A 19,520-nucleotide genomic window follows, 5' to 3' on the forward strand; every position below is an offset into this window, starting at 1 on the left:
CAGTGTCCCTTTCGCGGTCGATGCCGCGTCGCGTGTCGCGGTCCATGCCGCTCCGCGCCGTTCTCACCCTTGTCGGTGTGTTCGCTCTGTCGTGTACCCAGAGCACCGAGGCACGCGACTGCCGAACAGATCTGACCGCCGACAGTCTCGGGGTCGCGACGGGAGCCGGTCTCGATTCCCTCGACGCCGACGACCTCGACGCGTACATGTCGAAGGTCGCCGACAGCGGCGCCGGCTGGATCCGGTTCGACATGGACTGGTCGATCATCGAACCCGCGCGCGGACGCTTCGACTGGAGGGGCACCGACCGGGTCGTCGCCGCGGCCGACGCGCACGACCTGCAGGTGCTGGGCCTGCTCACCCACACTCCGCACTGGGCGCGGACGTCGGAGGCCGACCCCGGCGATCCGCACGGGATGCCTGCCGACCCCGGCGACTTCGGGCGCTTCGCAGGCGACGTCGCCGATCGCTACTCGGACAGTGTCACGCACTGGGAGATCTGGAACGAGCCGAACCTGACGGCCTTCTTCACCCCGCAACCCGACGTCGGCGCGTACGCCGACCTGCTCGTGGCGGCGTCGGAGGCGATCCGCAACGTCGACCCCGGGGCGGTGGTGATCACCGGAGGCCTGTCCCCCGGCACCGACAACGGCTCCGACATCGCCCCGACGACCTTCCTCACCGAGTTGTACGATCAGGGCGTGTCGCCGGCCTTCGACGTGGTGGGCATGCATCCCTACAGCTATCCCGCTCTCCCGTCCGACGCCTCGACCTCCGACTGGAACTCCTTCTACCGCATGCGCGAGATGCGCACCGTCATGGTCGAGCACGGGGATTCCGACAAGCCCATCTGGGCAACGGAGTTCGGGGCACCGACGGGCACGGACACCGACGCGGTCGGGCCCACGGAGCAGGCCGACATCCTGCGCGACGGGATCACCGAGCAACGCGCGTTGGGCTTCGTCGACAAGCTGTTCGTCTACAGCCTCCTCGACCGGGGCACCGAGGTGGCCGATCGCGAACAGAACTTCGGGGTCCTCACACACGACGGGTCGCCCAAGCCGGCCTGGGACGTGCTGCGCACGGCCGCGGTCACTCCCGGTTGCCTCTGATCAGCAGCGATTCGACGTGAGAGCATCGCGCGCCGCCAGGCGCAGGGGACGGACGAGGTCGGCTCCGAGATCCGCGGCGCGGAGGGTCCATCGGTGGTGCGGTCGCGAGGTGGGAACGGCGACGATCCGCCCCACCCGGTAGTCACCGTTCGACCACTGCTCCTTGAATTCCGATGTGCCGAGCAGATAGTCGAAGCGGTCGATGCCCAGCTCGTCGTGGCGGTCGGCGAGGTGGCGCTGCAGCAACTGGCCGGGCTGGTAGCGGCGTACCTCGGGATGGAAGCGGCTCAACCACATCTCGGCCGTGGTCCCGGTGCGGAACATGATCTCGTGTGCCGCCCATCGGTCACCGACGAGCAGGCCCACGATGAGCAGCCGGCCGGCGCGGGCCTCGGCGTCGAGCAGCGGCCGGGTGAACGCGGTGAACGGCGGCGCACAGAAGTTGTCGCGCCCGCTGTGTGCGTCGGCGGCCGCGGCGACCGCGGTGATATCGCGCCACCTCTGCGCGAGATGGTCCGGATCGCGCACCACTTCGACGGAGACCGGGGTGCCTTCGCGTTCCAGCGAGCGTTCGAGCCGGGACAGTGTTCTCAGTGTGCGTCGACCACGCAGCGATTCGGCGCCGGCACCGGTGGCGACATCGACAGTCAGGCACCGCTCGGTTCCGGCGATGTCGATGCTCCAGCGAGGCGAGGCATGCAGCATCTCGACGAGAGGGTCGGTGAGATCGACGTGGTCGAGTTGCAGTGCCATGTTCCGATCGGCGATGCCGTCGAGCAGGTCGGCGAGCGCGGCCTCGTCGGTCGCGAGGAAGGTTCCTATCGTGGCGAGGCCGTGAGCCGGGAGTCGTAGAGCGGTGACCCCGAGACGGGTGCGGGCGTGCAGGGGCGCGAGTCCGACGAGGCACCCGTCGCGCCGGACGGTGCACACGGCCGATCGGCCGCGCCCCATCCGATTCCAGGCCAGTAGGTAGGAGGGGCGGGTCGCGACGCGCCGACCCACCTCCTGGGCGAGATCGTCCCATTCCGCGGAGAGCCGGACTGCGGATGTTTCGTCGTGGATCTCGAAATTCACGGTGCGCATGCACCGGAACCTTCGGTCCACGAATCCCGCATCTTCCGGCCTCCTGCTCGTTACAGTGAATTCGCGGCGTCGGTCTGCCGCTCGCTCCACCGCAAGAATCGCAGGTCGGCGGCGCGACGTTACGACCGATGCCTGAATTGTCCGAATGGTACATCAGGAGAGTCGATGGGTCGTCTCGCACACGTTGCACTGGCCACAGCCCTCTCGTGCACCCTCGCCGCACTCGCAGCGTGCGCTCCACCGCCCCAACCCCCTCCGCCGACCACCTGCGCGACCGACGACATCGGCATCGCCGCCGGCGCACCGCTGATGTATCTGCCGGACTCCGAACTCGACCGCGAACTCGACACGATCCGGGCGGTCGGCGCCCGGTGGCTGCGCGTGGACATCGACTGGTCGGTGATCGAACCGAACCGCGGACAACAGAACTGGTCGGTGCCCGACCGTGTGGTGGATCGTGCTCGGGCCCGCGGACTCGAGGTGGTCGGCATCATCGCGTACACCCCGGCCTGGGCGCGCGTCGCGGGCGGCGGCGACACTCACGGATACCCCGCCGACCCGGCAGCCTTCGCCGGTTTCGCCCGGCAGGCAGCACAGCGCTATTCGACCCGCGTGACGCACTGGGAGATCTGGAACGAACCGAACCTGACGAACTTCTTCCGTCCCCGTCCCGACGTCGGCAAGTACGTCGAGTTGCTCGTCGCGGCCGCTCCGGCCGTCAAGTCCGTGCAACCGAATGCCCGGATCCTCAACGGCGGACTCGCACCGGCGGTGGACAACGGTTCCGACATCTCCCCCGTCACCTACGTGCAGCAGCTCTACGCGCGCGGGGCGCACCAGTACTTCGACATCCTCTCCGTCCACCCCTACAGTTATCCGGCACTGCCGTCCGATGTGAGCACGCAGAGCTGGAACACCTTCTACCGCATGCGTCTGATGCGCGACACCATGGTGCAGTACGGCGACGCCGCGACACCGGTGTGGGCCACCGAGTTCGGCGCCCCGACCGGCACCGCCGCGAACGCGGTGAGCACGCAACGGCAGGCCGACATCATCGCCGACGGTATCGCAGAGGCCCGCCGGCTCGGCTGGGTACAGAAGGTTTTCGTCTACTCGATGCGCGACCGCGGGACGAACCAGGCCGACGTCGAGCAGAACTTCGGGCTGCTCTACCAGAACTTCTCGGCCAAGCCCTCACGCGCCGTGGTCGCTTCGGCGACCTCCGGATGCGCGGCCGCGAACGACACACTCGAGTCCACGAACACCCCGGCCGACGCGGTGTGGTGACGGGGTGTGCTGACGATCAGGCACCGAGCGCGTCGGTGATCCCGTCGAGGATGCGATCGAGGATCGGCCCCGACGTCGCGAAGTTGATGCGCAGGAAGTTGCGTGCGCCCGACCCGAACCGCACCCCACCGTCGGCGAGGACACGTCCCCGATCGCGGACGGTCGACACCGGATCGTCGATGCCGAGCGGCCCGGTGTTCAACCACGTCAGGTAGGTACCCTGCGGCAGGTGGTGCCGCAGATCCGGAATCCGTTCGCGCAGAACCTCGTCCACCCGTCGACGGTTCCGGTCGAGGACCTGCAGCAGGTCGCGCTGCCATGCACCGCCCTCGCGCCACGCGGCGAGCATCGCGACCACGCCCGGCACCGAGACCGTCCCGTACAGGTCGAACGGCTCCGCGTCCCGGCGCTTCAACAGGGCCTCGGAGCCGTAGTGCACCACCGCGCACCGCATCCCCGCGAGATTGAACGCCTTGCTGGCGGAGGTGAGAGTCACCGTGCGGGCAGCGGTCTCCGGCCCGAGCGAAGCGAACGGGATATGCCGGTGCGGTTCGTAGATCAGTTCGGCATGGATCTCGTCGCTGACGACGAGCATGTCGAGCCGTTCGGCGAGATCGGCGATCCGCTCGAGTTCCTCACGCGTGAGCACCCGTCCGGTGGGGTTGTGCGGGTTGACGAGCACCAGCACCCGCGGACGACGACGCGCCGCCAACAGCTCGAACACATCGAAGTCGAGCACCCACCCGTCGCCCCGGTCGACGAACGGAAAGTCGATCTGCTGCAGACCCATCCGTCGCACTGACGCGAGGAACGGCGGGTAGTTCGGTGTCTGGATCGCCACCGCATCGCCGCGCGTGGTGCTCAGGTGCAACACGAGCTGCAACGCCTGGATGAGATCCGTCTGCTCGCGCACGGCTCCGGGATCGGGTTCCCATCCGTAGCGCGTTCGCATGCGCTGTGCGAACTCCTCGCGCAGCGGCGTCCCGTGGAACCAGTCGGGATAGCCGAGATCGCTACGGTCGACCAGCTCGTGCAGCGCACGCGCGATCGGCGGTGCGACCGGGAAATCCATGTCGGCGACCCAGGCGGGGGCCAGCCCGTCGGCGGCCGCCCGTGCCCACTTGGCACCGGACCGCACCGACAGAGCATCGAAGTCGAGGTCGTCGAACCCGGGCACCCCAGGACCGCCGACCGAGAGGCGCTCGTCGCGGGTCATGGTGAGAGAATCGCACGGTTCGCGGCAGTGCGCGCGGCGAAGTCAGGCAGCCGGTCGTTGGCCCGTGACGAAGAAGATCAACCGATCGGCGACGTCGACGGCCTGGTCGCCGAACCGCCCGTAGAAACGCGCGAGGAGTGCGGTGTCGACCGCGGTCCGGATGTCGCCGTCCCATTCGGGGCTCTCGAGCAGGGTGAGCAGTCGCGAGTGCACCGCATCGAGTTCGGTCTCGATGGCGTGTGTGCCCTTGATCGTCTCGAGGTCGAAGTCGGTGAACGCGTCGCGCAGGATCGCGACGATCTGCGCGGCGAGTTCGGCCATCCGGCGAAGATCGTCGCGCAGGAGGTCGTACACCAGCGACTCGGGATGGCGACGCCGTACGACCCGCGCGATGTGCAGGCTCAGTTCGCCCATCCTGGTGAGATCGCCCGTGATACGAACCGCGGAGAAGACCAACCGCAGGTCGGCGGCCACGGGACCCTGCAGGGCGAGGATCCGCACCGCTCGCTCGGCACAGTCGGTGTCGAGTTCGGCGATCCGTGCATCGAGATCGAGGGCGGCCTGGGCTGCGTCGAGATCGGTGTCGAACAGGGCGCGAGTGGCCAGGTCGAGCCCTTCGGCTGCGACCGCAGCGAGCTCACCGAGACGTTCGACCAGGTCGTCGAGCTGTCCTCGGAACAACTCCCTCATGTCTCGCTCCCTCCGTCGCCCGGTTCACGGCACGTGTACCCGGCTGGTCCTCTGTGCAGTCCTGGAGATGAGCCTAACGGCGCGCGTCGACGACACTCTCGGTGGCGACGTCCTCGGAGGGCGATGCGGAGCCCGCACCGTCGTCCATGCGGGCGAGATGAGCCTTGATCCATTCGGTGCTTCCCGGCGTCGCGGTGCTGTGCTGCGGTGTGCCGGCAATGCAGATAGACAAATCATTTTCCTCGTCGTGACGCCGATGTGCTCGGCTGCGCAGGCCAAACCCATCCCCTGGAGTGACCGCCATCACTATAGTCTGTCGGCGCGAAGCTTCAACTCGGGCGGGAACACGGTCAGTAGCGCGACGTCTCCCGAGATTCGCCGTAACCGTTCTGCTCGGGATGAGCGTGCCCGTCCCGGTAGCTCTGTCGGTCGGCGTATCCGTAGTCGTGCCCCTCGTCGTAGCGGTACTGCCGGTAGGCCGAATCCTGGGGCGGGACGAACAGCGACTCGGGTTGCGACGGCACCGGCTGCGGAACCCGGTGACGGTCGTCGGGCACCGGTCGCGGTGCAGGCGCCGCAGGTGCAGGTGCAGGTGCAGGTGCAGGTGCAGGTGCGGGCTGAGGTGCGGCGGCCGGGACGGGAGCAGGGGGCTCGGGAGCCGCCTCCACGGCCGTTTCGCGGCGCCGGGCCGGAAGCACGGGCACCAACTCGCGTCCTGCACCGAGCAGGACGAGACGCGTGGGCACCTCGATCTCGGCCAGGGCACGCAGTGTGTCCTCCGCCTGCGCTCGCTCCTCGGCCCCGGCCTGCAGCACGATCACGGCGAGCGCGAGCCCCTCGGTCTTCGCGCGGATCCACCACTGTTCCCCGACTCCGCAGCACACGATCCGGTCGCGGGCATCGCCGAAGGCGTCGGTCTCGACGGTCACGCCCTCGCCGGTGAGGAGGAGGATGTGGTCGCCGAGCGAAGCGCGCTGTCCGAGCATGACGATCGTGTCGAGAGGAAGCGTCTCCCGATCGTCGCGCTCGATCTGCACAGCTGTCCGGTGGCGGCGCGCGACCCGCCGGGCCCAGGCCGGGCTGTTCGACGCTCCGAAGCGTCCGTTCAGCGCGACCAGCAACTCGGCAACGAGGACGAACACGGCGAGAAAGGCGACCGCGGCCTCGGCGCGCGGCATCGGGGACACCTTCGTCCCGGTACCGGCGGGCATCGACAGCACCTGAAGGTATTCGAGGCTCGCACCCGAGCGTGCCTGCCGGAGCTGCTCGAGCCGCGCATCGAGTTCGGCCTGCACCACCGGATCGGCTACGCCCTCCTCGTCGGTGGCGATACTCGCGGCGAGGTCGGCACGCAGACCGGCGACGACCGCGTCCAGCTCGGCGATGCGCGCGTCGAGGGCGACGCGATTGCGTTCGGTCTGCGCGCGGTCGAGCTGCGTGACGACCGTCTGCGCGAGGCGGTCGGCGTCGGCCTGCGAGTCGTCGCGGGCGGTCACGGTGAGCAGGGTGGGCGACGAGCCGTAGCCGACGTCGATCCTCGACGGCAGCTTCGCGGGGTCCTCGTTCGTCTCGGCTGCGATCGCGGCCACGACCGCCGAGTCCTGCGACAGCGCGACATAGGGAGCGATGAGCTGCCCGAGGGTCGCGTCGTTGCCGGACACGGATGCCGACGAGCGGATCTCCGCGACGAGCGACGACTCGTACACCCCAGGGCCGCTGTCACGGACGAAGAAGACCGCGACCGCGGCGAGCGCGGCGACGAGTGCGGCGGGCACGGCCACGCGAGCGAGATCGCGGGCATGCCCCACAAGATCGACGGTGGGAGGAACACCGAGCTCACGACGCAGTTCGGCGTCGCGGATGCTTCGTTCGGACACGATGCACAGGCCTTTCGCTGTCGCCCCGGGGAGTGGGCACGTCGCCAGTGTGTCGCGACGAATCGGGCAAATGTTACCGACCCGAACGTCCGTCAGCTGCCGAGCAGCCAGCGCGGACGGGACCACATCTGCCAGGTCTCGGCGACGCGCGCTCCGGCCGCGAGATAGAGCGGGGTGACACGCGGCCTGGTGAGTCCGCACATCGCGACCGGGCCGCGCTGCGTGTGGGTGTGGGCGGCGCCGGCCCGGATCAGCCGGTTCGCGTATCCGCGACGTTGCCGGCCGGTGCGGGTGCCGAGCGACCACACCGTCCGGATCGGTCCGCTGTCGACGAGCAGGGTGCAGGACTGCAGAGCTGCAGCCCCGTCGTCCGCATCCGCGTCGTCGAAGATCCCGATCACCTCGACGCCGGTGGTGCGGGCGACGACGTCGGCGTAGGCGACCGCGGCGGTCCCCGGGGCGATCCCGAAGGTCGCGGCGGCGAGTTCGCGGGCATGCACCATGTCGTCCTCGCCGAGAACCCGGAGGCCCGGATCGATCGGAGCGTCGTGGGCGACGAGGTAGGTCAGGTCCAGCGAACCTGCACACACCCAGCCGTGGTCGGCGAGAACCTGGGCGGCGCCGAGGCCGTCCCCGGCGAGCAGGACGATCGACGGGTGACCGGCCTCCGTCAGCGTCTCGTAGACATGCTGGGCGTGAGCGGTCACGTCGCCGCCGTGGACGAGCGCGAGGTTGTAGTCGGGGTCGGGGGCTGCGGTGATGCCGATCCACCAGCCGTCACCCTCGGACCAGTGGCCCCCGGACGTCAGCGGCCGCATGCTCGCGCCGTACGCACGTCGCAGTTGCAGCGGCGATGCGAGAACCGTCGCGATCGAGGCGGCGTCCACCCCTTCTCCTTCCACTGCCACAGAAATCGACCCCGGACCACACCTACAGGGTCGGCACGAAAACGGCATCGGCGGCACCCGATGGGTGCCGCCGATGCCGTCACGTGCGGATCGGAGTGTGGACTCCGATCAGAGGTAGGCGCCGATCAAGTCGCGCAGGAACTTGATCGCGAACTGGAGCGGGTCGACCGGCTCCGGCTGCGACTGGGGGGCCGGCGGAACATTGTCGGCCTGGGGCGCGGCCTGGCCCTGCGGTGCGGGCGCGGACTCGGCCTGCGGCGCGGACTGTGCCTGCGGAGCCGACTCGCCCTGCGGTGCGGACCCGCCGTCGCCGACCGTCACGGAGATGCCACCGGTGAAGGGGCGACCGGACGCGTCGAAGATGTTCTCGTACTGCGCACCCGAGGCGTCCTGGCAGCCCCAGAAGACGTTGTAGGTGCCGTCGGTGATCGACTCCGGGCCGGCCTGCGAGGGTGCGCCGTCCTTGATGTACAGCGCGCTCGAGGTGCTCGTGTTGGTCACCGAGAAGCTCGTGCCGGCGGGCTGCGCGTCGATGCGGCCCGACGGATCGGCCGTGTCGACGGTGCCCGGCTTCAGGACGTAGGTGACGCAGGTGACGCCGCGGTCGACGTCGGCGCGCGTCAGATCGAAGTCGACGACGATGGCGCCGTTCTCCGCCTTCGCCGAGACGCTCGGACCCGCAGCGGACGAGACGCCCGGAACGACCAGTGCCAGCAGTGCGGCACCGGAGGCCGCGACTGCAGCCTTCTTCGCAACAGAATTCATCGATTTTCCTCCCCGTATTTCGATGTCGGCGACCACTTTCGTGAGCGGCACGCCGTCGACCGTGCCCGACGCGCGTAGAACGCGGGCACATATACGAGAACGTTACCGTTAGATGTCGTTGCTGTCGCGACGAGGTGGGGCATCGGCCCGGGCGGCCCGATCCACATGCCCGAGATCACGATCCGGCTCCACGAGATCACGCACTCGCCGTTTGAGCACGACGATCTCGGGAAAGCCCTTGTCCTCCTTGCGGTCCCACACGACCGTGTCGTCGACAACGATGCGGAACACTCCCCCCGTCCCGGGAACGAGCGCGACCTCGCCGAGAGCGGTACCGAAGGTATTCAGCATTTCCTGCGCCATCCATCCGGCGCGCAGCAGCCACTTGCACTGCGTGCAATAGGTGATCGCGACGCGGGGAGCCTGCTCGGTCATGAGCGACAGGATATCTCCGCCGGAAACAGGCCCGGGAATAGGTGAAGCCCCGGCAATCGTGGTGGTGGATCGGCCGGGGCTTCTGCACGGACCGGTGATGGGGGGTTACCGACCCGTGCGGCCGTCCTCACATGGGGGACAGGAGGACGACGCGGAACCGAGTCTAGACACGAGAAATTGTTACTCGCGAGTATCGCGCAGGCGGACGTCCGGCGTGTCAGGAAGCGACGGGAGGATTCGCAGGATCGCGCTGCTCCCGCTGCATCTCGACGAGTTGTTCCTCCCTCTCGGAGACGAACAGGAACCGACCGACCGCGAGCGCGCCGAGAGCCGAGAGGCCCAGCCACGCCGCCAGCGCCGATGCGATCCACACCCACATGGCTCACAGTGTGCGCGAATCCGCCGGGAACACCAAACATCGGCGATCACAACATGGTTGCAAAAGCAATACTCGAGGCCGCCTCACGATGTGACGCCCGTCGCCCACAAGGCGTTCACCATGGCCGGCAACGTGACTTCGATGTCGTGGCGCTCCTCCACCCGGCGATGTGCGGTGACGGCGAGGTCGTTCCGCAAGTCGGGATCGGACATCAGTCGCCGCAACGCCTCTGCCAGAGCCTTCGCATCGCCGGGTGGAACGAGCAGTCCCGCGCCGTCGGCCAGGTGCTCGGCGGTCCCTCCGTGATCGGTGCCGACGACGGGCACACCGTGCGCCATCGCCTCCAGTGCGACCAGCGGCCCCGCCTCCGGCGAGGTGCTCGCGGAGACCATCACGTCCCACACCGCGAAGACCTCGGCGGGATCGACCCGCCCCAGGAACGACACTCGTCCGCGCAGGTCGGGGGCGTGTGCGCGACGCCGCAGTTCGTCGAGGAAGGCTTCGTCGCCGGGGAACGGTTCCCCCGCCACATCGAGACGGATCCCGGGCACCTCGGCCACCGCCTCGAGAAGGACGCGGTGTCCCTTCCATTCCGTCACCGACGCGAGGATGCCCACCCGCACGGTCGAGGCATCGGGAGTCGAGGCATCGGGAGTCGAGGCATCGGGAGTCGAGGCATCGGGAGATGTCGACCGGGACGAAACAGGCGGGATCGGGACGCCGTGCGGTGCGACGACCACCGGATATCCGCATTCACGGACCGGCACGGCCGAGGCCCGCGAGACGGCGACCGCTCCACCCACGGCACCCCTGCCCATCCGGGCGACGATGCGCTGCTTACGGGAGGACAGAGTGTCGTGCACCAGCCACCCGGCACGTTCACGGTGGGACGTGCCGAGCACGGCGAGCCGCAGGGACGGCAATGCGAACAACGAGTTGCACACGACCCGCGGCCGCTCCGCGGAGAGCACGCGACGGAGCCTGCGCGCTCCCACCAGCCACCGCACCGGAAGACCCGCCAGGCCCGCGATCCGCCCGACTCCCCTCTGACCCCACATGCCCAGCCGGGGCAACCGGACACGGACGCATCCGGCCGGGAGGGCTTCGGCGAGCGGCCCGTCAGGGCACGCCACCACGACCCGACGCCCCTGCGCGAGAGCGACGTCGACGAGCATCAGCATGACCTTCTCGGCACCCGACCGCTCACCGGTGTGCGCGACGAACAACAGCGGATCGCTCACGGCGCCGCAACCGTCCGATCCCTCGCTGCTTCCGCCACGGCGCCTCCTGATTCGTCCGATTCGAGTCGTCGGCTGAAATCGAGGCCGGCCGTCGTTCCGTTACAACAGCGCAACGTCACACCGAATTGTCGCCGCGTCTGCAATATTCTCGTGATCGGACGCAATACGCTGCTCGAGTGACATCGCCCAGAACCGGTCGCCGTTCCCGTCGCACCCTTGTGCTGGCTCTTGCCGCCTCGATGACGTTGTGCGCGAACCCGCTTACCGCTGCAGCGCAGGATCTCGAACCGACGGAACCGACTCCTCCGGGCGAGGTCGCATTCCCGACCCGCAAGCTCGGGCTCGGGCCGAACATCGAATTCCGTGGCAATTCCGATGTCGTCACACTCACATTTCCTGTCCCGGCCGGAAATACTCCCGCCTTCCTGGACACCACCGCCGAACTGCCCACGAATGTCGCGCGCGGATGGATCGACGTCGTCTCGGACGGGCGCCTGCTCACCCGCGTGGAACTGCCGCCCGGTGGCGCCATCGTGCCCCTGACGATTCCGCTCGCCGGGGCGAAGGTGGAGAACGGCGCCGCGGTGGTCTCGCTCGATCTGCACCTGGTCGCCGTCGACAACATCTGCCCCGACGACTGGACGCTGGGTTCGGTACGTCTGCGCGACGGTCTGGTCCGGTACGCGGGCACACCCGCGGCGCCGCAAGCGGTCGCCGACTACCTCCCGCCGGTCCTCGATCGCCTCGAGTTGTATCTGGCCGAGGACCCCACGGACGCCGAAGCGGGCGTCGCCCTCGACCTCGCAGCGACCGTGAGCGCCCGGTATCCCGGGCGGCAGGTGCCCGTGGACGTACGTGAACTCCCGGCGAACGGCGTACCCCCTGCAGCCGACACCCCGCTCGTCCGGCAGATCGTCGTCAGCGAGGGCGACCAGACGGGTGCGGAGGTCGTGCCGGTGCCCGACGGGCCGCCCGCCCTGTATGTCCGAGGCGACGCCCAGACCCTCCTCGACCAGGTAGGCCTGGTGAACAGCATCCTGTCCGGTCTTGCCATCGGTTCCGACGTCGCCGTCGGCACCTTCGACGTCCCGCCCATCCTCGCTCCGGACTCGACCACCCTGTACGACCTACGCGTGTCCGACCTCGAGACGAGCGGTCTCGGCCTCGCCGACGTACACCTCTTCCTCGACCAGACCGAATTCGGGCGGCCGGTGCGCGATGTGCGCATCGACCTGCAGGGCACCTACACCCCGCTCCCCGCCACCCAGGGCGGGTCGATCACCGTCTCCGTCGGCGACATCATGCTCGATTCGTGGGCCGCCGACGCGAGCGGCGTCATCGACCGTGTCGTCACGGTTCCGAACTCGGCCCTCGGGCGGCTCACCGACATCAGTGTCGAACTCCGCACCACCGGCGCGCAGCAGCAGTGCGGTCTGCAACAACCCGTCACCCTGCGCATCGACGGCGGCAGTCGTGTCTTCAGCACCCTCGCGGATCCTCCGCTGCCCGTCGGCTTCCCGTCGCTGCCCCAGACGCTGATGCCGAAGGTCGACGTCGCCACCTCCGATCGCAGCCTCGTCGACGTCGCCCGTGCCGTCGAGCTCGTCGCCGGGCTCCAGTCGCTCACCAGCCGTCCGCTCGACCCCGAATGGGTGACGATCGACGAAGCGCTCGCCTCGTCGGGACCGGCAGTGATCGTAGCCGCGAATGGTCTCCTGCCCGAAGATCTGCAGTCGCAGCTGCCGCTCGTCCGCACCGAGGACCGCCGGTTCGAGGTCCGCAACGCCGACGGCGAGAGCACCAGCCTCACTTTCGGCACCGAGGTGGACTTCGCCTCGTTGCAGGTCGTGCGGGACGACGGACGCACCGTGCTGGTCGCCACGTCGACCGGTGCTCCCGAGGAACTCGATCGGACGCTCGACTGGCTCGCCGCCGAGCCCGGTCGCTGGTTCGAACTCGAGGGCAGCGTGCTGTTCACCGCGCCCGCCCGCGAACCGATCACCCTCATCGATCCCCACACCCGGGACGACGACGTCGACGCGGCGTCGTCGGAATCGGACAGCACGGTGACCGCAGTGGTCGTCGCGGGGATCGTCCTGCTCGTCGTCGGTGCGGCGGGCGCCGCGGTGTGGTCGCTCACCCGTCGGCGCCGTCCGCAGTCGCGGTGAACACGATGACCACGACAACCGAGCATCCGTCGTTCATCGAGCGGTTCTTCACGAACGCGATGCTGCACACCACCAATCGGTGGATCGCGATAGTCGCCGCAACCCTGATCGGCTTCCACTCCACCTGGCTGCAGCTGCTCGACGAGATCCGCACCGGCACCACGGGTGGTTACGTCCTCATCGTGCCGCCTCTCGTCGCGATCGTTGCGATCGGCATCACGCGGCAGCGGAAGAACGAACTGCCGATCCACGACCGGCAGACCGACATCATCACGTCGGTGCTCCTGCTGCTGATCGCGCTCGCGATCAAGGGGCTGCTGATGCCGCGCTACGCGACGAACTATCAGGTGATGCACCTCGACGTGCTCGCCGCGTGGGTGTTCGTGTGCGGGGCGTGCGTCGCGATGTTCGGTCTGCGCGTGACCGCGGCGTACTGGCAGGCGTGGGCGATGCTCTTCCTGAGCTCGCCCGTGCTCTACCGGATCGTGCTCGTCGAGGCCGGGGGCACGAAGCTCGCGGCGGGACAGGTCACGCTCGTGCTCGCCGCCACGGCTGTCGGACTCGCGACGCGGCGCACCCGGGCCCGCGGATTCTTCTACGGCTCCGCAACATTCGTGACCGGTCTGGTGGTGCTCGTCCTGGTCGATCAGCGGTGGCCGGACGCACCCATCGCCGTGTCGCAGTACGTGCCGGCGGTGGTCGCGACGGTGGTCGTCGGGGCCGGTGCCTATCTGTGGACCTACCGCGGGCTCGCGCCACGCACGCTGCCACCGAATCCGGTGTCGGTTCCCCAGGCCGTGCGCGGAGCGATGTGCGTCGCGGTGGCCACCCTGCTCGCCGCACTCCTGCCGCTTCCCGACCAGCGCCTGACGCCGGTCTCGGTCGGGCCCCCTTACTCGGGCACCGCCACCCAGATCGTCCCATCCGGATGGGTGCAGTTGTCGTCCGTCGACTACGACTGGCCCCGCGCATACTTCCGTCAGGGATCGGTGCTGCGGCGGCAGATGCTCCGGGCGGAGGAACCGAACCCGGAATGGGATCGGCTGCTGCGTCCCCGCACCGTCGCCCTGCAGACACTGCAGGTGCGTCGTGTCGGTTCGTTCGCGGTGTACCCCACCGAATCGATGTACGCACTGGGCAAATCACGGGTGAGCCCGAAGGAATATGTCGACCTGGGTCGCGGCGTCACCGCCGAGTACTTCACCGTCGTCGACGACAACCTGCTCCTGACGTGGAGCCTGCTCAGCTTCGTGTGGACCCGCAGCGACACCGTCGCCCAGCGGGTGAGCCTGCTGACGGTGGACAACCACGAACTCGATGCGCCGTTCCCGCAGCCCGAGCCGAACACCGTCACCAATGCGCGCACGTTGATGCGAGTGTTGCTGCGCGGCAACGGCACCGTCGAGGACACCGATCCCGAGTACAAGGACCGTTCCATGCTCATCGAGGTGGGTCGCGAACTCGTGGAGGCGCAATGGCAGGGCGAGTGAACGTCGGCTCGGGACACGATGTTCCGCCCGAAGACACCGTCGAGTTCGACGCCTACCGGACCGCGGCCCTGCACGAAGCGGTGCACGGACTGCGCGAACGCAGCCCCGTCTCGTCGGCGTCGGTCGCGTTCGTGCCGTGGCAGAAATACCTCGGATTCGCACTCGCGGGGGCCTTCGTGCTCGCGCTCGTCGTGGCGACGAAACCGACCCTGATCGTCTTCACCGTGCTGTGCACCTTCGGGTACATCGCGACCCTCGCCGACCGGCTGCTGCTGTTCACCCGCGGCATGGCACGCGACGCGCAGTTCATCGTCGACGACGAGGAAGCTCTCGCCCTCACCGACGACCAGTTGCCGCCGTACACGGTGCTCGTCCCCGCTTACAACGAACCCGAGGTGGTGGGCGATCTGCTCGCCGCGATGGCCGCGCTCGACTATCCGGCCGACAAGCTCCAGGTGTTGTTGCTCCTCGAGGAGGACGACACCGTCACGATCGAGGCCGCGGAGAAGGCCGGGCTCGGCGAGAGCGTCGAGATCCTGCTCGTCCCGGCCGCCGACCCACGGACGAAACCGAAGGCGTGCAATTACGGACTGCACTTCACCACCGGTGAGATCGTCACGATCTTCGACGCCGAGGACCTCCCCGAGCCCCTGCAGTTGCGTCGGGTGGTCGTCGTCTTCGACCGTCTCGGCGACGACGTGGCATGTGTACAGGCGAAACTGGCTTTCCACAACGGAACCCAGAATCTGCTGACCGGCTGGTTCACCGCCGACTACGCACTGTGGTTCAACTTCATCCTGCCAGGACTGATGAAGTCGCACTCGCCGATCCCGCTCGGCGGGACGTCGAACCATATCCGCCGATCGGTGTTCGACGAGATCGGTGCGTGGGATCCGTACAACGTCACCGAGGACGCCGACCTCGGCGTCCGGATCGCCGAATCCGGCTACTCCACTGCGGTTCTCGACTCGACCACGCTGGAGGAGGCGAACAGCGATCCGATCAACTGGGTGCGGCAGCGATCCCGGTGGTACAAGGGCTATCTGCAGACCTGGCTGGTCCACATGCGCCGGCCCGTCCGGTTGTGGCGGGTGATCGGCACCGCGGGGATGCTGCGTTTCACGACCCTGCTCGCGGGCACGCCGATCATCGCGTGCCTGAACATGGTGTTCTGGATGACGACGCTCGCGTGGCTGCTCGGCCAGGCGGAACTGATCGAGGAGATCTTCCCCTGGTACGCCTACTTCCCCGCGCTGATCTCGCTCGTGTTCGGCAACGTCGCCGTGATGTACATGAACTTCGTGGCGTGCCGCGAGACGGGCCACTCGAACCTGTGGTGGCCGTGCCTGACCGTGCCGTTCTACTGGGTCCTCATGTCGATCGCGGCGATCAAAGGCACCTATCAGCTCATCCGTAATCCTTCCTACTGGGAGAAGACCTTCCACGGGTTGTCGTCGTGAGGACCCGCAGCACGTGGGTGTTCTGGACCGCCTGCCTGATCTATCTGGTGGTAGGACTGTGGCTCGCGCTGGACGTGCAGTACTACCAGGGTGATTCGCTCAGCCGTGTCAGCGCTGCGCGGTCGGTGCTGCTCAGCCGCGACCCGCACCTCGCCGCCATCGGTTTCGTGTTCACACCCCTCACCGCGCTCGTCCAGGTGCCCCTCACAGGACTGTCGGCGTGGTTCCCGGGACTGTCGGCCTATGCGGTGACGGCCGTGCTCATGTCGGCGCCGTTCATGGCCGGCGCGGCGGTGCAGATCCACCGCATCGCGTGCGATCGCGGCTGCACGCCGTGGCTCGTGTGGACGGTGACGGCGGTGTTCGCCCTGAACCCGATGATCGTCTACTACGGCGCGAACGGGATGAGCGAGGCGCCGTTCCTGTTCGCCTTGTGCTGGGCCGCGCGTCGTCTGATCCGCTGGTGCAGCACCGACGACATCCACGACCTGGCGCTGACCGGAATCGCCCTGGCACTGGCGTATCTCGCGCGGTACGACGCGCTGGCCGTCGGCGGGGCGGTGACGGTCTTCGTCGCACTGCTCGTCCGGTACCGATCGCGACGATACGCTCCCGGCTCGGGATGGCAGCCGGCGATCATGGACGCGATCCTCGTCGCCGCTCCCCTCGCTCTGGCCTTCGTCGCGTTCGTCGTGACGAGCTGGCTCGTCACCGGTGAATGGCTCGCGCAGTTCACCTCGGCCTACGGCAACGCCGCCATCCTCGAGCAGAGCGGTGGCGGGTCGTCGGGCGGGCTCGGTGCGATCGCCTTCTCGCTCGCCGAGACCGTCGTGCTCGGGCCGGCGCTTCCGCTGCTGATCCCGGTCGTGGCGGTGCTCGCATGGCGACGACGCGATCTCGAACCGCTCGTGCCGTTCGTCGTCTTCGGCGCGGTCCTGGGCTTCGCGGCCCTGTCCTATGCACGCGGAATGACCTTCCCGTTCCTGCGCTTCTACATCTGCGCGATCCCGCTGCTCGCGGTGTGGGTCGTACAACTGGCTCCGCGACGTGGACTGCTCACGGCACGACGCCCCGGGCCGCATGCCGTTCCGAGGACGGAGGACCCCAGCGGCGCAGCACCCTTGGGTGCGGTGCTCCTGGTGTGCAGCCTGCCCGTCACGTTCGTCGCGATGGGCTCGCCCACCCTGTCGCAGGAACAGCACGCGCTGCGCACGGTCCTGTTCCCGGACGACAACGATCCGTCCGAGGTGCGTGAGAAGCAGCGACAGGTGATCGCGGCATTCTCCACAGAACGACGCATCGCCGAATACCTCGACGCGATGGACCTACCGCCGGGCTCGGTGCTGATGGACACGGTCTACGGGTTCGCGATCTTCTCGGCCACCGAACGCCCCGAGACGTTCGTCATCCCTTCGGACTCCGACTTCACGGCCGTGCTCAACCGCCCTTCCGCCTCCGGGGTCGAGTACATCCTGACCGTCCCCAACGAGGGCCGCGGAACATCGGACGCCGTCAACCGCCGCTACCCCACCATCTACGAGACCGGCAGCGACATCGCGGTACTCGAACTCGAAATCCCCAACGACGGTGCCGACCAACCCGATTGGCGACTCTTCCGGGTACTCGACCGGACGTCACCCTGAGCCGTGGTGACGCCGTAGGACGTAGTGGACCGGGTCGTCCGGGCCGATGTCGTAGGTGCACTCGTCCGGTCGCGGGTCGGGGACGAACGACCACATCAGTGCGCCGTCGGCCCCGAGATCGCGGTACCGCGTGAGCGTGCGGTCGACGATATCGGCACGTTCGCTCACCGCGCGGCACGAACCGGCCCGGACACCGAGTTCGGCGACGAGCATCGGCTTCGACAATCCGTCGAGCCGCCGTTCGAGGAACTGTGCGTCGTCGTAGTCGTGGTACTGCACCACGTCGAGCTGCTCGGCGTCGGTGACGGTCGCGAAATCGTCGCCGGCGGAACCGCACTGGTCGCCTCCGATGGTGCCGACGGTGACGAGCCGGTCCGGGTCGTGCTCGCGGACTATGCCGGCTGCTTCGTCGATCCAGTTGCGGAGCAGCCGAGCACCGCCGGGCAAGCACTCGCGTCGTTCGAGGGTGCACTCGTCGTCGGTGCAGGTCGCGGTCTCGGGTTCGCCGATCAGCTCCCACATCGCGACCGCCGGTGACGAACCCCACCGTTCGACGGCGGTCGCGACCCAGTCGTCGTAGGCGAGCACATGACCCGGCAGCGGGTCGTGCCAAGCGGCGTCGTACCAGTCCGCCTGCTTGTATCCACCCGCGTCGCAATCACTGTCCTGCGGGGCGAGCACCGGGATCAGGTACACCCTGTGCCGCTCGGCGGCGTCGAAGACGGCATCGAGCGCCGTGAAGTCGAGCGTGCCGCCGATTCGGTGGACAGCGTGGGACTGGAAGGCGTCGAAACGCACGATCGAACGCGGCGCCAGCGTGCCGAAGAAGTCGTCGAGGTCCACCTCGGCACCGCATCCGTGGTTGACCTCCCAGCGGGTACCGAGCTGGTATGCGTTGAGTCCGGCGGGCCACCACGTCCGGCCGTCGAGGACGAGCCGGTCACCGTCGGCACGCACTACCGGGAGATCCTCGGGAGGCGAGGGGCGCGACGAGGTGTCCTGTGCGCAGGCCGCGAGCAGGAGCAGCAGTGTGGTGGCGACCGCAGCGACGCGCACATGCAGAGATTAACCCGGGCGAGAGGGTGCCCGACCCGCACGGACGAGATTCACCTCGGGGTTCGTCTGCGACGTGCGCAGGACGAACTAGCTCGGGCGCGCGTCGGGATGCTTGTGCACGAAGTTCAGGTACGCCTTCGACGGCGTAGGCCCGCGCTGGCCCTGGTACTTGGACCCGACCTTCGCGCTGCCGTACGGGTGCTCGGCGGGGCTCGTCAGCCGGAACAGGCACAGCTGACCGATCTTCATGCCCGGCCACAGCGTGATCGGCAGGTTAGCGACATTGGACAGCTCGAGGGTGATGTGCCCGTCGAAACCCGGGTCGATGAACCCGGCCGTCGAGTGCGTGAGCAGACCGAGCCGGCCCAGCGACGACTTGCCTTCGAGGCGACCGGCGAGGTCGGCCGGCAGGGTGCACCGCTCCATCGTCGACCCGAGCACGAACTCGCCGGGGTGCAGCACGAACGGCTCACCCTCGGGAACCTGCACCAGCGACGTCAGTTCGTCCTGCTGCTTCGCCGGGTCGATGTGCGTGTAGCGCGTGTTGTTGAAGACGCGGAACAGGCTGTCGAGTTTGACGTCGACACTCGAGGGCTGCACCAGCTCCGGATCGAACGGGTCGATGCCCAGATGCCCGGAGGCGATCTGGGCGCGGATGTCGCGATCGGAGAGCAGCACGCGTAGAGGTTAACAATCGCGCGGCCGCGGGG

18 protein-coding genes are annotated in these 19,520 nt (G+C 68.4%); 6 read left to right on the forward strand and 12 right to left on the reverse strand.

The genetic code is table 11. From position 1 onward, the window contains the following. Positions 1–2: 2 nt before the first annotated feature. On the forward strand, positions 3–1,112 hold the full coding sequence (locus BO226_RS16685; protein WP_232237980.1) for a cellulase family glycosylhydrolase: 1,110 nt from the start codon (positions 3–5) through the stop codon (positions 1,110–1,112). Here the strand turns inward: BO226_RS16685 and BO226_RS16690 are convergent, their stop codons facing one another. Then, positions 1,113–2,195, reverse strand: coding sequence for a GNAT family N-acetyltransferase (locus tag BO226_RS16690; protein WP_071935746.1), 1,083 nt, complete (start codon positions 2,193–2,195; stop codon positions 1,113–1,115). It abuts the gene before it with no gap. A gap of 165 nt (positions 2,196–2,360) precedes the next feature. Between BO226_RS16690 and BO226_RS16695 the strand changes: the two genes are divergently transcribed. Beyond that, the gene (locus BO226_RS16695; RefSeq protein ID WP_071935747.1) at positions 2,361–3,482 is read left to right on the forward strand and encodes a GH39 family glycosyl hydrolase; all 1,122 of its coding nucleotides are present in this window, start codon (positions 2,361–2,363) and stop codon (positions 3,480–3,482) included. Between the two features lie 16 nt (positions 3,483–3,498). Here BO226_RS16695 and BO226_RS16700 read toward each other — a convergent pair whose 3' ends face one another. From BO226_RS16700 to BO226_RS16730, 9 genes are all read right to left on the reverse strand, one after another. After that, entirely contained in the window at positions 3,499–4,698 is a 1,200-nt protein-coding gene (locus BO226_RS16700) for a MalY/PatB family protein (RefSeq protein WP_071935748.1), read from the reverse strand. A 42-nt stretch (positions 4,699–4,740) separates the two neighbouring features. Continuing rightward, the gene (locus BO226_RS16705; RefSeq protein WP_024102005.1) at positions 4,741–5,388 is read right to left on the reverse strand and encodes a phosphate signaling complex PhoU family protein; all 648 of its coding nucleotides are present in this window, start codon (positions 5,386–5,388) and stop codon (positions 4,741–4,743) included. Between the two features lie 73 nt (positions 5,389–5,461). Next, on the reverse strand, positions 5,462–5,620 hold the full coding sequence (locus BO226_RS27135; RefSeq protein ID WP_153811627.1) for a hypothetical protein: 159 nt from the start codon (positions 5,618–5,620) through the stop codon (positions 5,462–5,464). Between the two features lie 118 nt (positions 5,621–5,738). Next, entirely contained in the window at positions 5,739–7,265 is a 1,527-nt protein-coding gene (locus tag BO226_RS16710; protein ID WP_071935749.1) for a hypothetical protein, read from the reverse strand. A gap of 92 nt (positions 7,266–7,357) precedes the next feature. After that, the gene (locus BO226_RS16715) at positions 7,358–8,152 is read right to left on the reverse strand and encodes an N-acetyltransferase (RefSeq protein ID WP_071935750.1); all 795 of its coding nucleotides are present in this window, start codon (positions 8,150–8,152) and stop codon (positions 7,358–7,360) included. Positions 8,153–8,281: 129 nt separating this feature from the next. Further along, on the reverse strand, positions 8,282–8,938 hold the full coding sequence (locus BO226_RS16720) for a hypothetical protein (RefSeq protein WP_071935751.1): 657 nt from the start codon (positions 8,936–8,938) through the stop codon (positions 8,282–8,284). Between the two features lie 108 nt (positions 8,939–9,046). Beyond that, a complete protein-coding gene (locus BO226_RS16725; RefSeq protein ID WP_064851727.1) occupies positions 9,047–9,373 on the reverse strand; it encodes a SelT/SelW/SelH family protein in 327 nt (108 codons plus the stop codon). Positions 9,374–9,590: 217 nt separating this feature from the next. After that, positions 9,591–9,752 carry a hypothetical protein gene (locus BO226_RS27765; RefSeq protein ID WP_019290926.1) on the reverse strand — a complete coding sequence of 54 codons (162 nt, stop codon included), beginning with the start codon at positions 9,750–9,752 and terminating at the stop codon, positions 9,591–9,593. An 83-nt stretch (positions 9,753–9,835) separates the two neighbouring features. After that, complete coding sequence (locus tag BO226_RS16730; RefSeq protein ID WP_071935752.1) at positions 9,836–10,993, reverse strand: glycosyltransferase family 4 protein; 1,158 nt, start codon at positions 10,991–10,993, stop codon at positions 9,836–9,838. A 176-nt stretch (positions 10,994–11,169) separates the two neighbouring features. Here BO226_RS16730 and BO226_RS16735 point away from each other — a divergent pair, with 176 nt between their 5' ends. The 4 genes from BO226_RS16735 to BO226_RS16750 are packed head-to-tail and all read left to right on the forward strand — an operon-like array spanning position 11,170 to position 17,754. Beyond that, a complete protein-coding gene (locus BO226_RS16735) occupies positions 11,170–13,161 on the forward strand; it encodes a hypothetical protein (RefSeq protein WP_071935753.1) in 1,992 nt (663 codons plus the stop codon). Between the two features lie 5 nt (positions 13,162–13,166). Further along, positions 13,167–14,651 carry an archaeosortase/exosortase family protein gene (locus BO226_RS16740; RefSeq protein WP_232237981.1) on the forward strand — a complete coding sequence of 495 codons (1,485 nt, stop codon included), beginning with the start codon at positions 13,167–13,169 and terminating at the stop codon, positions 14,649–14,651. Continuing rightward, positions 14,636–16,111: a glycosyltransferase gene (locus BO226_RS16745; protein WP_033096294.1), complete on the forward strand. Its 1,476-nt coding sequence runs from the start codon at positions 14,636–14,638 to the stop codon at positions 16,109–16,111. Before BO226_RS16740 ends, BO226_RS16745 begins: the two co-directional genes overlap by 16 nt. Further along, positions 16,108–17,754: an ArnT family glycosyltransferase gene (locus BO226_RS16750; RefSeq protein ID WP_198040570.1), complete on the forward strand. Its 1,647-nt coding sequence runs from the start codon at positions 16,108–16,110 to the stop codon at positions 17,752–17,754. Before BO226_RS16745 ends, BO226_RS16750 begins: the two co-directional genes overlap by 4 nt. Here the strand turns inward: BO226_RS16750 and BO226_RS16755 are convergent. Next, positions 17,746–18,810, reverse strand: coding sequence for a hypothetical protein (locus BO226_RS16755; protein WP_064256163.1), 1,065 nt, complete (start codon positions 18,808–18,810; stop codon positions 17,746–17,748). The two genes, BO226_RS16750 and BO226_RS16755, sit on opposite strands and share 9 nt — an antisense overlap. Before the next feature lie 87 nt (positions 18,811–18,897). Continuing rightward, entirely contained in the window at positions 18,898–19,488 is a 591-nt protein-coding gene (dcd, locus tag BO226_RS16760) for a dCTP deaminase (protein ID WP_016696219.1), read from the reverse strand. Positions 19,489–19,520: the final 32 nt, after the last annotated feature.

The sequence above is a fragment of the Rhodococcus sp. 2G genome (assembly GCF_001886355.1).
Classification (GTDB): domain Bacteria; phylum Actinomycetota; class Actinomycetes; order Mycobacteriales; family Mycobacteriaceae; genus Rhodococcus; species Rhodococcus pyridinivorans.

Coding starts and splice junctions, on each gene's coding strand:
- BO226_RS16745 (WP_033096294.1), top strand. CDS start 14,636: ATGGCAGGGCGAGTGAACGTCGGCTCGGGACACGATGTTCCGCCCGAA.
- BO226_RS27765 (WP_019290926.1), bottom strand. CDS start 9,752: ATGTGGGTGTGGATCGCATCGGCGCTGGCGGCGTGGCTGGGCCTCTCG.
- BO226_RS16690 (WP_071935746.1), bottom strand. CDS start 2,195: ATGCGCACCGTGAATTTCGAGATCCACGACGAAACATCCGCAGTCCGG.
- BO226_RS16740 (WP_232237981.1), top strand. CDS start 13,167: ATGACCACGACAACCGAGCATCCGTCGTTCATCGAGCGGTTCTTCACG.
- BO226_RS16695 (WP_071935747.1), top strand. CDS start 2,361: ATGGGTCGTCTCGCACACGTTGCACTGGCCACAGCCCTCTCGTGCACC.
- BO226_RS16725 (WP_064851727.1), bottom strand. CDS start 9,373: ATGACCGAGCAGGCTCCCCGCGTCGCGATCACCTATTGCACGCAGTGC.
- BO226_RS16700 (WP_071935748.1), bottom strand. CDS start 4,698: ATGACCCGCGACGAGCGCCTCTCGGTCGGCGGTCCTGGGGTGCCCGGG.
- BO226_RS16720 (WP_071935751.1), bottom strand. CDS start 8,938: ATGAATTCTGTTGCGAAGAAGGCTGCAGTCGCGGCCTCCGGTGCCGCA.
- BO226_RS16705 (WP_024102005.1), bottom strand. CDS start 5,388: ATGAGGGAGTTGTTCCGAGGACAGCTCGACGACCTGGTCGAACGTCTC.